13 protein-coding genes and 1 tRNA gene are annotated in these 13039 nt (G+C 66.0%); 10 read left to right on the top strand and 4 right to left on the bottom strand.

The annotated features are described in order from the left end of the window. Positions 1–15 precede the first annotated feature (15 nt). Positions 16–792, top strand: coding sequence for a Crp/Fnr family transcriptional regulator (locus ACZYSP_RS05080; RefSeq protein ID WP_093055782.1), 777 nt, complete (start codon positions 16–18; stop codon positions 790–792). On the opposite strand, the gene ACZYSP_RS05075 is transcribed toward ACZYSP_RS05080, so the two are convergent. The 3 genes from ACZYSP_RS05075 to ACZYSP_RS05065 all read right to left on the bottom strand — a co-directional run bounded on the left by ACZYSP_RS05075 (position 778) and on the right by ACZYSP_RS05065 (position 1936). Further along, complete coding sequence (locus ACZYSP_RS05075; RefSeq protein ID WP_093073431.1) at positions 778–1398, bottom strand: hypothetical protein; 621 nt, start codon at positions 1396–1398, stop codon at positions 778–780. The genes ACZYSP_RS05080 and ACZYSP_RS05075 overlap by 15 nt on opposite strands. A gap of 37 nt (positions 1399–1435) precedes the next feature. Continuing rightward, positions 1436–1720, bottom strand: coding sequence for a hypothetical protein (locus tag ACZYSP_RS05070; RefSeq protein ID WP_093055786.1), 285 nt, complete (start codon positions 1718–1720; stop codon positions 1436–1438). Between the two features lie 142 nt (positions 1721–1862). Continuing rightward, positions 1863–1936, bottom strand: a tRNA-Gly gene (locus tag ACZYSP_RS05065). Positions 1937–2024: 88 nt separating this feature from the next. Between ACZYSP_RS05065 and ACZYSP_RS05060 the strand changes: the two genes are divergently transcribed. Both ACZYSP_RS05060 and ACZYSP_RS05055 read left to right on the top strand, forming a co-directional pair. Continuing rightward, entirely contained in the window at positions 2025–2462 is a 438-nt protein-coding gene (locus ACZYSP_RS05060; protein WP_489013021.1) for a hypothetical protein, read from the top strand. Between the two features lie 274 nt (positions 2463–2736). After that, the gene (locus tag ACZYSP_RS05055; protein WP_093055798.1) at positions 2737–3024 is read left to right on the top strand and encodes a hypothetical protein; all 288 of its coding nucleotides are present in this window, start codon (positions 2737–2739) and stop codon (positions 3022–3024) included. 468 nt (positions 3025–3492) lie between these two features. On the opposite strand, the gene ACZYSP_RS05050 is transcribed toward ACZYSP_RS05055, so the two are convergent. After that, on the bottom strand, positions 3493–4317 hold the full coding sequence (locus tag ACZYSP_RS05050; RefSeq protein ID WP_093073549.1) for a ferritin-like domain-containing protein: 825 nt from the start codon (positions 4315–4317) through the stop codon (positions 3493–3495). Between the two features lie 262 nt (positions 4318–4579). Between ACZYSP_RS05050 and alaS the strand changes: the two genes are divergently transcribed. The 7 genes from alaS (at position 4580) to ACZYSP_RS05015 (ending at position 13008) form a co-directional block, all read left to right on the top strand. Next, complete coding sequence (gene alaS, locus ACZYSP_RS05045; protein WP_093073551.1) at positions 4580–7204, top strand: alanine--tRNA ligase; 2625 nt, start codon at positions 4580–4582, stop codon at positions 7202–7204. Positions 7205–7231: 27 nt separating this feature from the next. Continuing rightward, the gene (locus tag ACZYSP_RS05040; RefSeq protein ID WP_093073553.1) at positions 7232–8248 is read left to right on the top strand and encodes a 2-dehydropantoate 2-reductase; all 1017 of its coding nucleotides are present in this window, start codon (positions 7232–7234) and stop codon (positions 8246–8248) included. Between the two features lie 53 nt (positions 8249–8301). Beyond that, complete coding sequence (locus tag ACZYSP_RS05035) at positions 8302–9561, top strand: D-amino acid dehydrogenase (RefSeq protein ID WP_093073555.1); 1260 nt, start codon at positions 8302–8304, stop codon at positions 9559–9561. Between the two features lie 179 nt (positions 9562–9740). Continuing rightward, positions 9741–10724 carry a Bug family tripartite tricarboxylate transporter substrate binding protein gene (locus ACZYSP_RS05030; protein WP_093073557.1) on the top strand — a complete coding sequence of 328 codons (984 nt, stop codon included), beginning with the start codon at positions 9741–9743 and terminating at the stop codon, positions 10722–10724. Between the two features lie 21 nt (positions 10725–10745). After that, entirely contained in the window at positions 10746–11561 is an 816-nt protein-coding gene (locus tag ACZYSP_RS05025) for an SDR family oxidoreductase (protein WP_093073559.1), read from the top strand. 26 nt (positions 11562–11587) lie between these two features. Then, positions 11588–12136: a cupin domain-containing protein gene (locus ACZYSP_RS05020; protein ID WP_093073561.1), complete on the top strand. Its 549-nt coding sequence runs from the start codon at positions 11588–11590 to the stop codon at positions 12134–12136. Positions 12137–12147: 11 nt separating this feature from the next. Beyond that, positions 12148–13008 (top strand): alpha/beta fold hydrolase, encoded by an 861-nt coding sequence (locus ACZYSP_RS05015; protein WP_093073563.1) that lies wholly within the window; start codon positions 12148–12150, stop codon positions 13006–13008. Positions 13009–13039: the final 31 nt, after the last annotated feature.

Genomic DNA, 13039 nt, shown 5'->3' with positions numbered 1-13039 from the left:
TCGTTGCGACGACACATGACGCGCGAATTGCTACAGGTAATCCCTGATTCACCCAGCGAGCCTTTTTCTTCTTCCTCCGCTGCGCAGGTGCTGGAAGAGACGGTGCGGCGTTCCAAATGGGCGTCGGCCCTGTCGCCGGCTGACCTCGAACACGTGCTCGGCAGCATGCAGGAACGGCAGTTCGCGCGCGGCGGCTGCATTGCGCGCGCCGGCGAGCCGGTCGAGCACTGGATGGCGCTGATCGATGGCTTCGCAAAGATGTCGGTCGCATCCGAAGACGGACGGGTCTCGACACTCACGGGCGTGTCGGCCGGCGTGTGGTTCGGCGAAGGCTCGTTGTTCAAGCACGAGGCGCGCCGCTACGACGTGTTCGCGCTGCGACCCACGCGCGTGGCGCTGATGCCTCGGCGCACCTTCGAATGGCTGCGCGGCACCAGCGTGCCGTTCAACCACTATCTGCAGGAACTGCTCAACGCGCGGCTCAGTCTCTTCATCGGCGCGCTGGAGCATGAGCGCCTGCTCGACACCGACGCGCGGGTCGCGAACTGCCTGGCGAGCCTGTTCAACCCTGATCTGTATCCCGATGCGCCGCGCTTTCTGGAAGTGGGGCAGACAGAGATCGGATTGCTCGCGAACGTATCGAGGCAGCGCGTGAATGTTGCGCTGCAGCGCTTTCAGGCGTTGGGACTCATCCGCCTCGAAAAGCGCGGGCTGACGGTGCTCGATCTTGGCGGCTTGCGCGGCTACAAGGCAGAAGGCGTCTTGCCGCTGCGCCCGTCAGGTGCTGCGTAGCTGGCGCGTGCCGACTGGCGTGTCGGGGCCGGTGCGCACATTGCGTTCGATGAACTCGCGCGCAATGACTTCCACGTTGGCCGGCGCTGGCGCGTTGAAGGACATGCGGTACTTCAGCAGCTTGCCGTTGCGCACCGCGAGGTAGGTGAACGAGTCGTAGGCCTTGGCGTCCTTTGCATGCACGAGGCGGAACGAGACCGTGCGGAAGGTCAGCCCTTCGATGCGCACGTCGCGGGTGGGGCCGATCCTGGCGCTTGCGTACATGCCCTGGGCGGTGGCGCGCTGCACCTCGGCGATGGTGCTCTTGAAGTGCTCGTCGAATTGAGGGTCGTCCACGCCCGGCTGCCAGGCGCGCTTCATGTCGTACACGTAGACATCGATCCAGCCGACGCTGCTCTCGAAGCGGTGGCTGTTGCCGAGGCCCGCATTCAGTGCCTCGTAAGACTTGGAGTTGATGTAGCGCCACTGCACGCCCGTGGGCGGGGCCGGTGCCGACTCGGCGGCGGGCGGCGTTGCTGCCGTTGTTCCTGCGGCCGGTGCCGTGTTCGGTGCGCTCGCGCAGGCGCAGAGCAGGGCGCAGAGAAGCAGGGCGAACAGCAGTTTCATGGACTGGTCCTGGAGTCGAGGGGAAAGAACGGGCAGGTCAGTCGAGGCGGATCTCGAAGTAGGCCTCGTCGGCTTCGCCGAGTGCGCGAAAGCCGGCAGTCTTGGCGGTTTCGTAGGCCTTGGCCCAGGTGGCGGCCAGCGCAAGTTCGTCCTTGCTGAGTTCGTCGGCGCTGGACTCGCTGGCGTTCTCGAATGCCTTCAGCGCGGCTTCGACGCTCTCGCCCAGCAGCTTGTCGAGTTCGCGGCGGAAGCGCGACTCCGCAGTGGCGATGACGTCGGCCGGGGCGTCGGGGAAATCGACCAGTTTCACGGTGTAGCTCATGGGCCGGATGCTACGTGATCGCAAAGGCCGTATGGAGGCACCTTTGCCACAGCGCCCCGACCGTTTCGACACGGTCTTGCTGGTGCCGGGAGCAATACGGCAGGTGCCTGAAGGAAGACACGCAGGAATTCGCGGGAGCTGTTGGAGCGGGTGAAGGGAATCGAACCCTCGTATGAAGCTTGGGAAGCTGCCGTTCTACCATTGAACTACACCCGCATCTGGCAAGTCGCCGACTGCATGCCTGCGAGCGACGACAGGCGGGAGTATAGATGCATGTCCTTCGACCCAGGAGCCTCAACCGAGCATGAAACTCAAGCCCACTCACTTAGCCCTTCACCTGTTCTTCGCCGCGACAGCAGGCTTGGCCACAGCCGGAACGATCGCATGCGTGCCAGCCCACAACAGCGCAGGGCCGGCGCCCTGGATCCGCAGGATCTCGATCGACGAGCACTCTCGTACCGTCAACATGGACATCGTGCGCCAGAGGACCAAAGACACAGACACCATGGGCAAGATGCGGGCCGAGTTGCTGAGCATGGACGAGACCCAGGGCGGCGAGCCGGTCTACGTCTTCAATGCCATTCCTGCCGCGGGCGATGAAGTCACGAACCTTTTCAAGCTGTTCAAGGCGGGGGAGTGGCGTCTGATAAGTGCCGGGGTGACGTTCGTGGGCAAGGTGCCGATGCTGCGGGCGGTCGATTCGGGCACGGTCTTCAATTGCAAGCGGTCGGATATGGGGTAGTCCGGCAGCGGTCGGCGGCACTCATAAATTTTTTTCGCGCACTGCCTCTTTCGCAGGCATCGCGTTGCAGGCCACGCCAGGCAAGGCTTTCGAGCGATGCGCACACAGTTTTCCACAACGTTGTCCCCGTCAAGAAGGAACAACGTGTCACGGCCGTGTGGTATGGGCAAGTCAAGAGAAAATGGGTAGCCCGAGGGTAGGCGCGTTCCGACAGACTTGAAGGCGGGCGCGGAGGAACATGACTCCACCGCACCCTTGCGGAAAGGAGCGTGAAATGACGTTCGACTTCTTGTTTCGCCCGAATCACACCGCGTACCTCCGGCGCGCGGCGGCACTTCTTGAAGAGGCGCAAATGGCGCGCATCGAGCATCAGGCGGCGGCAGAGCATCACAGCGCCCTGGCCCGGATGTATGCCGAACGCGTCAGGCGCCTCGAGAACGAGCTCTATCGCCAGCCGCAGGCGGTGGCGCATGGGCTGGTGGCGGAAGGCACCGCGGAAGACCGGCCGCAGCTGTATTCGCTGGACGGAACCCGCAAGCCGGGGCTGACCTCGGCGAACTGAAAGCAGCGAGGGGGCCGGGGCGTGGGCTCGGTCCGTGCGGCGTCGCGCCAAAAAAATACCCGCCGAAGCGGGTCCGAGTGACCCTGGTGGGCCGGCTCTAAGCACTGACAGAGAGCTCTTCTTTTATGCGGCCCTGTTGCGTGACAGCATCGGTATGGTCTGTGGTCGCCCCGGACGCCGGTGTCAGCCGGAAACAGGCAGTCGCCGTAGGACACTTATTAAAACGTGAACTATTTGGCAGTTTTGTGCGGTTGGCAGACCGCTGGCGCTCACCTGATCAGACCCATCGATCTGAAGTGTCGGTCCTGTCCGACAAGGCGCCGGGGCATGAGGCCCTAGATTTTGCGGACTCGCTTCGAAGTGCGAGTTCTCTGTGCGTGACAGCACTCAAGAGGTTCAACCCAGCCCTGTGCTGGGTTTTTTTTGTGCGGCGCCGGCAACCCGCACATCTATCTATCCAGCCATCCCTCAGCGCAGGAACACGTGCTGCATGAACTGCCTGATCGGGTACTGGATCACCGCCTGCACCTTCGCCGGCAGCTCCAGCGGCCGCATCAGCATCTTGAGCGTGTTGCCGGGGCTCAGGTTCGTGCGGATGGTGCTGTTCATGTCCGCGCTCAGCCGCTCCACGTAGGCCGTGTCGCTGGCGCGGCCGGGCGAGCGCGCCTTCACCACATGGCGGATCGCGCAGTCGGCGTCCTCGCTCTTGAGTTCGAGCGTGCGGCGGCCGATGGTGCCCATCACGCGGAAGCGGCTCAGCTTTTCCTGCTCGCGATAGCGGCGGAAGAAGCGGTAGAAGTGCTTGTAGTGGTTGACCTCGTCGGTCGCGATGCGGGTGGCCAGGTCTTGCAGCACGGGCTCGTTGGTGCTGCGGGCCATGGCGCGGTAGTAGGTGGCGGTGCCGGTCTCGACCACGCAGCGGGCGGTCATTTCGAGGGCGCGGGTCGGCGCCAGCAGCTCTACCTTGCAGTAGGTCGCGTATTCCTCAAGGAAGCCCTGGTAGGCGGTGTCCCATTCGAACTCAGGCCACACGTGGCGAACGTAGGCGCGCAGGGCCTTGCCGTGCTGCAATTCTTCCTGCTCCCAGTGGTTCGACAGCCAGTCGGTGACTTCGTCGTCGCCCCGGAAGAAGTCGACCAGGTTCTGCGTGTAGAGGTCGGAGCCGCTCTCTATGAAGGAGGCGGACGTCACCAGGTAGAAGAGGTTCTCGTCCGGGCGTACCTTGTCGAGCGCGATGCGCGAGAAATCCAGGTCTTCGATCTGCCAGTGTTGTTCCGCCTCTTGGCTTGCCATGCGAACTCCTTGATCTTTTGTCCGTACAAGTACGGATGGCGCAGACCGTATTTGGTTCTCGTTTTTTGCGCCAAGTCACATATTAGCCGCGGAGTCCGGATCGTGCAGTTTTCCCGGTGCGGCCCGATCCGGGCGCGGGCGCCATGGCCAAACCTATAATCGTTTGTTCAAGCAAATCAAGCAGTTAGGCCGGTTCGCCGCAGTGGGTTCGACAAGAGGGTCGCCATCGCCGCGCCGCCCTCGACAGAAGACGAATCCAAAGATGAGCCAGCCCACATTCACGGTCGCGGACATCCGCAAGACCTTTCTCGATTTCTTCGCCTCCAAGGGCCACACTGTCGTGGCCTCGAGCTCGCTGGTGCCGGGCAACGACCCGACGCTCATGTTCACCAACTCGGGCATGGTCCAGTTCAAGGACGTGTTCCTCGGCGAAGACAAGCGCAACTACGTGCGTGCAGCCTCGGTCCAGGCCTGCCTGCGCGCTGGCGGCAAGCACAACGACCTCGAGAACGTGGGCTACACCGCGCGCCACCACACCTTCTTCGAGATGCTGGGCAACTGGAGCTTCGGCGACTACTTCAAGCGCGAATCGCTCACCTGGGCCTTCGAGCTGCTGACCAAGGTCTACAAGCTGCCGGCCGAGAAGCTCTGGGCCACGGTCTACATCGAGGACGACGAGGCCTACGACATCTGGACCAAGGAAATCGGCCTGCCGCCAGAACGCGTCGTGCGCATCGGCGACAACAAGGGCGGACGCTACATGTCCGACAACTTCTGGATGATGGCCGACACGGGCCCCTGCGGCCCGTGCTCCGAAATCTTCTATGACCACGGCCCCGAGATTCCCGGCGGCCCGCCCGGCAGCCCCGACGAAGACGGCGACCGCTACATCGAGATCTGGAACAACGTGTTCATGCAGTTCGACATGCAGCCCGATGGCTCGGTCAAGAAACTGCCCGCACCCTGCGTCGACACCGGCATGGGCCTGGAGCGCCTGGCCGCGATCCTGCAGCACGTGCACAGCAACTACGAAATCGACATCTTCGACGCGCTCATCAAGGCCGCCGGCCGCGAAACCGGCACGCAAGACCTGAGCAACAACTCGCTCAAGGTGATCGCCGACCACATCCGCGCCACCTCGTTCCTGGTGGCCGATGGCGTGATCCCGTCGAACGAAGGCCGCGGCTACGTGCAGCGCCGCATCATCCGCCGCGCCATTCGCCATGGCTACAAGCTGGGCCAGAAGAAGCCCTTCTTCCACAAGCTCGTGCCCGACCTCGTGAAGCTCATGGGCGACGCATATCCGAGGCTCGTGGCCGACGAAAAGCGCATCACCGACACGCTGAAGGCCGAGGAAGAACGCTTCTTCGAAACGCTGGCCAACGGCATGGAAATCCTCGATGCGGCACTGGCCGGCGACGCCAAGGTACTGCCGGGCGAAGTGGCCTTCAAGCTGCACGACACCTACGGCTTTCCGCTCGACCTGTCGGCCGACGTGTGCCGCGAGCGCGGCGTGAGCGTCGACGAGGCGGGCTTCAACGCCGCCATGGAAAAGCAGAAGGCCGCGGGCCGCGCAGCCGGCAAGTTCAAGATGGACCGCAACGTCGAATACGCCGGCGCGGGCAACACCTTCACCGGCTACGACCACCTGGAGGAAAGCGCCAAGGTCGTCGCGCTGTACTTCGAAGGCGCGGCTGTTCAAGAGCTGAAGGAAGGCCAGAGCGGCATCGTCGTGCTCGACACCACGCCTTTCTATTCGGAGAGCGGCGGCCAGGTCGGCGACCAGGGCGTGCTCGTTGCCGAAGGCGTGCAGTTCGGCGTGGAAGACACACAGAAGATCAAGGCCGACGTGTTCGGCCACCACGGCACGCAGACCCAGGGCACGCTGAAGGTCGGCGACGCGGTCAAGGCCGCGGTCGACACCGCCCGCCGCGCCGCCACCATGCGCAACCACTCGGTCACCCACCTGATGCACAAGGCCCTGCGCGAAGTGCTGGGCGATCACGTGCAGCAGAAGGGCTCGCTGGTCGATGCCGACAAGACGCGCTTCGACTTCGCGCACAACGCACCCGTCACGCACGCGCAGATCCTCGAGATCGAGAAGCGCGTCAACGCCGAGATCCTCGCCAACTCCGAGACGCACGCCCGCGTGATGGACATGGAGTCGGCCCAGAAGACCGGCGCGATGATGCTGTTCGGCGAGAAGTACGGCGAGACTGTGCGCGTGCTCGACATCGGCACCAGCCGCGAACTGTGCGGCGGCACCCACGTGGGCCGCACGGGCGACATCGGCCTCTTCAAGATCGTCAGCGAAGGCGGCGTGGCCGCTGGTGTGCGCCGTATCGAAGCCGTCACGGGCGCCAATGCGCTGTCGTACCTGCAGGACCTCGAATCGACCGTGCACAGCGTGGCCGCCACGCTCAAGTCGCCGGCCGCCGAGCTGCAGGGCCGGCTCACGCAGGTGCTGGAACAGGTGAGGGCGCTCGAGCGCGAAGTGGGTGCGCTCAAGGGCAAGCTCGCATCGTCCAAGGGCGACGAACTCGTGTCGCAGGCCGTGGACGTCAAGGGCATCAAGGTGCTGGCCGCCAAGCTCGACGGCGCCGACGCCAAGACGCTGCGCGACACCATGGACAAACTGAAGGACAAGCTCAAGACCGCCGCCATCGTGCTGGCCGCAGTCGACGGCGACAAGGTGCAGATCGCAGCCGGCGTCACGGCCGACAGCGTGGGCAAGGTCAAGGCCGGCGAGCTGGTCAACTTCGTGGCCCAGCAGGTCGGCGGCAAGGGCGGCGGCAAGGCCGACATGGCCATGGCCGGCGGCACCAATGCGGCGGGCCTTCCGGCCGCGCTGCAATCGGTGCAGGCCTGGGTCGCGGAACGCGCCTGACAGACACGCATCAGGAACAAGCACTTCATGCCCGTCGCTACCCCCGATGAAGTGCTTGTGATGGGGGCGGGCACCATCGGGTGCTTCATAGGCGGCAGCCTCGCGGCGGCCGGTGTGCCCGTTACTTTCGTCGGCCGTCCGCGCGTGCTCGAAAAGCTCGCCAAGCACGGCCTGACGCTCACCGACATGGACGGCGCAACGCGCAAGCTGTCCGCTGAAAAGCTGCGATTGAGCGAGCAGGTCCCCGTCGGTGCACGGCCTTCGCTGGTGCTCCTGTGCGTGAAGAGCGGCGCCACGGCTGCGGCGGCGGGCGAGCTGGCTTTCGCGCTGCCCGCGGGCACCACGGTGGTCTCGCTGCAGAACGGTATTTCCAATTGCGCGGCCGCATCGCAGACCGGCCCTTCGCTCAATGTGCGCGCCGGCATGGTGCCCTACAACGTGGCCGAGATCGGCCCTGGCGCCTTCCATCGCGGCACTCCCGGCCGGCTGGCCGCGGAAGACGACGCCGCGCTGCGCCCGTGGCTGCCCGTGTTCGAGCGCGCCGGCGTGCCGCTCGACCTGCATGCCGACCTGCTGCCCGTGCAGTGGGGCAAGCTGATGCTCAACCTCAACAACCCCGTCAACGCGCTCTCGGGCCTGCCCCTGCGCGAAGAGCTGATGCTGCGCGGCTACCGCCGCTGCTTCGCGTCGCTGATCGAGGAAGCGCTGGGCATCCTCAATGTTGCGGGCATTGCGCCGGCGCAGGTGGCTGCCGTTCCGGCGCATCGGCTGGTCAGCCTGCTGCGCCTGCCCGACTGGCTGTTCCGCATCATCGCGGGACGCATGCTGCGCATCGATGCCAAGGCGCGCTCCAGCATGGCCGACGACCTCGCGCTCGGCCGCCGCACCGAGATCGATTCGCTCAGCGGCGAGGTCGTGCGCCTCGCGCAGGAGCACGGCCTGAGCGCACCGCGCAACGCGCGCATGGTCGCGCTGCTCGATGCCTGGCCGCAACAGCCCAAGCGCTGGACGGCACGGCAATTGCAGGATGCTCTCGGCCTGTAGCGCTTAGCCTGTACCCTCGGCTGCGTTGCAGCAGCTTTCAAAGGGTTGTTCTCATGCAGGTCTTGATTCTCGGCAGCGGTGTCATCGGCACCTCGGTGGCGTATTACCTGGCGCGCGCCGGGCACGAGGTGACGGTGCTGGAGCGCCAGCCGGCGCCCGCGCTCGAAACCAGCTTCGGCAACGCGGGCGAGGTTTCGCCCGGCTACTCAGCGCCGTGGGCCGGGCCCGGCGTGCCGGTCAAGGCCATCAAGTGGATGCTCATGCAGCACAGCCCGCTGGTCATCAAGCCCATGCTCGATCCGGCCATGTGGCGCTGGGGCCTGTCGATGCTGCGCAACTGCACGCAGGCGCGCTACGAGATCAACAAGGGCCGCATGGTGCGGCTCGCCGAATACAGCCGCGACTGCCTGAAGGCACTGCGCGCCGACACCGGCATCGCCTACGACGAGCGCATGCAGGGCACGCTGCAACTCTTTCGCACGCAGCAGCAGCTCGACGGCACCTCGAAGGATGTCGAAGTGCTCAAGGCTTCCGGCGTGCCGTACCAGGTGCTCGACCGCGAAGGCTGCGTGCAGTACGAGCCCGCCCTCGCGGCCGTGAAAGACAAATTCGTCGGTGGCCTGCGCCTGCCCGGTGACGAGACTGGCGACTGCTTCAAGTTCACGCAGGCGCTGGCCAAGCTGGCGGAAGCCGAGGGCGTCAAGTTCAGGTTCGGCATCAACATCCAGGCCATCGAACACGATGCAGCCAAGGGCGTGACGGCAGTGCGCACCGATGCCGGCAGCTTCACCGCAGAGCGCTACGTGGTCGCGCTCGGCAGCTATTCGCCCGCGCTGGTCAAGCCGCTGGGCATTCGGCTGCCGGTGTATCCGGTCAAGGGCTTCTCGATCACCGTGCCCATCACCGACGCTGGCGGCGCACCCGAATCGACCGTGATGGACGAGACCTTCAAGGTGGCGGTCACGCGTCTCGGCGATCGCATCCGAGTGGGTGGCACCGCCCAGCTCTCGGGCTTCGACCTGCAGCTCAACGAGCGCCGTCGCGACACACTCGAACACGTCGTGACCGACCTGTTCCCCAAGGGCGGCAACGTGCGCGACGCCTCCTTCTGGACCGGCCTGCGCCCGATGACGCCCGACGGCACGCCCGTGATCGGCGCCACCCGCATTCCCAACCTGATGCTCAGCACCGGCCACGGCACCCTCGGCTGGACCATGGCGGCAGGCACCGGCCGTGTGATGGCCGACCTGATTGCGGGCAAGGCGCCCGAGATCGACATGGAAGGCCTCACCGTGGCGCGCTACGGCGGCTGAAGAGCCCGACGCTCCCACCCCCCCGCAGGGCGGCCCGAACAGGCCGCCCTGTTTTCGTTGAGTCACAAAAATAAGGGTTTCTACTTAGTCACGAAGTTGTCTTCCTCGGTATTCTCACGGCGTTCCATTAATAAATCGTTGTTTCTTTAGTGAAACAAAACCACGATCACACGGACCCGATGAAACAGACACGCCGCCACGCCATCGCCGCTGCCATTTCCCTGGCCGCCGCTTGCGCCACCGGACTCGCCTGGGCAGACAGCTACCCGAGCAAGCCGATCACGTTGGTCGTTGCCTATCCGGCCGGTGGCGACACCGACGCACTGGCGCGGCTCTTCGCCGAAAAGCTCTCGACGCGCGTCGGCCAGCCCGTGGTGGTCGACAACCGCCCCGGCGCCAGCGGCATCATCGGCAGCGCCTACGTGTCGAAGGCAGCGCCCGACGGCTACACGCTGCTGCTCGCGCCCAGCACCTTCTCCATCGCGCAGCTGGTGCTGAAGACGAATGGCTCGTCGGGCTACGACGTGTTGAACGGCTTCACGCCCATCGTGCAGACGGGCAGCCAGCCGCTGTTCCTCGTGGCCAGCGGCGGCAGCGGCTTCGCCGGGCTGAAGGACGCCGTGACCGCAGCAAAGGGCGGCAAGTCGCTGAGCTATGCGAGCCCGGGCAGCGGCTCGCCGATGCACATCCTCGGCGAGATGTTCGCCCGCGCCTCGGGCACTAGCCTCGCGCACGTGCCGTACAAGGGCGTGGCGCCCGCCGTCAACGACGTGCTCGGCGGCCACGTGCCCGTCACCTTCATCACGCTCGGCCCGGTGTCGCCGTACTTCGCCAACGGCAAGCTGCGCCCGCTGGCCGTGGCCTCGGCCCAGCGCTCGCCGCTCGCGCCCAACGTGCCGACGCTGGCGGAGCAGGGCTACAAGGACGTCGAAGTGACGGCCTGGAACGGCCTCTGGGGCCCGCGCAACCTGCCGCCCGAAATCGTGAAGACGCTCAACGGCCACTTCAACGAAATCCTGAAGATGCCCGAGATCGTTGCGCGCATGGCGGTGCTCGGCACCACGCCCGTGGGCGGCGACGCCGACGTGCTCGGCAAGACCAACGCCGCCGACTACACGCGCTTCGGCAAGGTCATCAAGGAGCTCGGCATCCAGGCCGACTGAACCGACTGAAGCCCGCATCCCATGACCGAACTCAAAGCCATTCCCGATCCATCGAGCCTGCAGGCACTGCTGGCCGAACTGCCGGCCAACCTGCTGGCCGGCCGCCGCGTCCTCGTGACCGGCGGCGCGCGCGGCCTGGGCCTTGCCTTCGCGCAGTGCATTGCCGCGGCAGGTGCGAGCGTGGTGCTGGCAGACATCCTGGGCGAACTGGCCGAGACCGAGGCGAAGGCGCTGCGCGAAGCGGGCCACACAGCCCACGCATTGCCGGTCGACCTGTCGAACCCCGGCTCCATCGTGGCCTGCGCCGACGAAGCCATCCGCCTGCTCGGCGGACTCGACGGCCTCGTCAACAACGCCGCAATTACCAATTCGGGCGGCCGCGACGCGCACCAGCTCGAAATCGACATGTGGGACCGCGTGATGAACGTCAACGTGCGCGGCAGCTGGCTCATGGGCCGCGCCTGCCGCAGCGCGCTGGCCGAAAGCGGCCGCGGCGCCATCGTCAACCTCGCGTCCGACACGGCGCTGTGGGGCGCGCCCAACCTGCTGGCCTACGCATCGAGCAAGGGAGCCGTCATCTCCATGACGCGCTCGCTGGCGCGCGAGTGGGGCGGCGACAACATCACCGTCAACGCCGTCGCGCCCGGCCTCACGCTGGTCGAGGCCACCGAATACGTGCCGATGGCGCGCCACCAGAAGTACCTCGAAGGCCGCGCCATTCCCCGCGAGCAGCAAGCCGCCGACGTGTGCGGCGCGACCCTGTTCCTGCTTTCCGGCCTCGCACGCTTCGTGACGGGCCAGTTGCTGGCCGTCAACGGCGGCTTCGCGATGCACTGAATTTTTCCGACCAAGGAGTACACCCGATGAGCGATCTGTCCGAACAGCAGAAGATCAACGAAGCCGGCACCAATAGCCTGGCGCAGCCCGAAGGCAGCAGCCTCGCGGAGTGGATGAACACCCGCATCGCGCGCTACGAAACCCGCAAGTACGACTGGGACGCGCTGAAGTTCCAGTCCGACTTCGACCCCAAGTTCCGCCGCGCGCAGATGCGCTACGTGGGCACGGGCGGCACCGGTGTGGCGAAAGACGTCAACACCGTGCCCGCCGAGCACTTCACCTTCTCGACCATGGTCATCCCGGCCGGCCACGAAGGCCCGCCGCACCTGCACACCGACGTGGAAGAAGTGTTCTTCCTGATTCGCGGCAAGCTCAAGGTGGTGATCGAGAAAGACGGCGAGCGCTTCGAAACCATCATGACCGACCGCGACCTGATTTCGGTGCCGCCCGGCGTGTACCGCGAAGAGATCAACATCGGCGACGAAGACGCGCTGATGTGCGTGATGCTCGGCGCGAAGAAGCCCGTGACGCCGACGTACCCGGCCGATCACCCCCTCGCAAAGATCAAGCGCTGAGCGAACAAGCCATGAACGACGCCATCGCCACCGACGCGCTGACGCTGCCGGCCTCCGAGCTGGCGCGGCTCGACGCACGCTTTCCGGCCCGCAATGTCGCGGTCGCCGGTGGGGCCGTGGTGTCGGTGCGCGAATGCGGCCAGGGCCCGGTCGTCGTGTGCCTGCACGGCATCGGCTCGGGCGCGGCGTCGTGGATCGACACCGCCGCGCTGCTCGCGTCGCAGGCCCGCGTGGTTGCGTGGGACGCACCGGGTTATGGCGAATCGACGCCGCTCGAAGCCGCCGCGCCGACCGCAGCCGACTACGCGGCATGTCTCAGCGCCTTGCTCGATGCACTCGGCATCGAGTCGTGCGTGCTGGTCGGCCATTCGCTCGGCGCGATCACCGCTGCGTCGGCCGCACGCACCGATTCGCGCATCCGCCGCCTCGTGCTCGTCAGCCCGGCGATCGGCTACGGCGCTCCGTCCCGCGCGGAGGCTCGTGCCAAGGTGCGCACCGAACGCCTCGCCACGCTCGACGAACTCGGCATCGCCGGCATGGCCGCGAAGCGCGCGGGCCGGCTCGTCTCCGACAAGGCCAGCGGCCACGCCCGCCAATGGGTGCGCTGGAACATGGCCCGGCTGAACGACCGCGGCTATCGCCAGGCCGTCGAGCTGCTGTGCAACGCCGACCTGCTGGCCGACCTGCCGCCGCCCATGCCCGTACGCGTGGCCTGCGGCGCGCTCGACGTGATCACGCCTCCGGCCGCCTGCGAAGAAGTCGCGCGCCAGTGCGGCGTGCCGCTTGAATTGGTGGACGATGCGGGCCACGCCGGCTATGTGGAACAACCGCAGGCCGTCGCCGCACTGCTGCGCGAATCGCTCGCCGGCTGACCGCAACACAAACACAAGACATCCAAGGAAG

The sequence above is a fragment of the Variovorax sp. F042 genome, assembly GCF_057814215.1.
The sequence above is the reverse complement of the archived record's forward strand: the minus strand, read 5'-3'. Positions and strand labels throughout refer to the sequence as shown.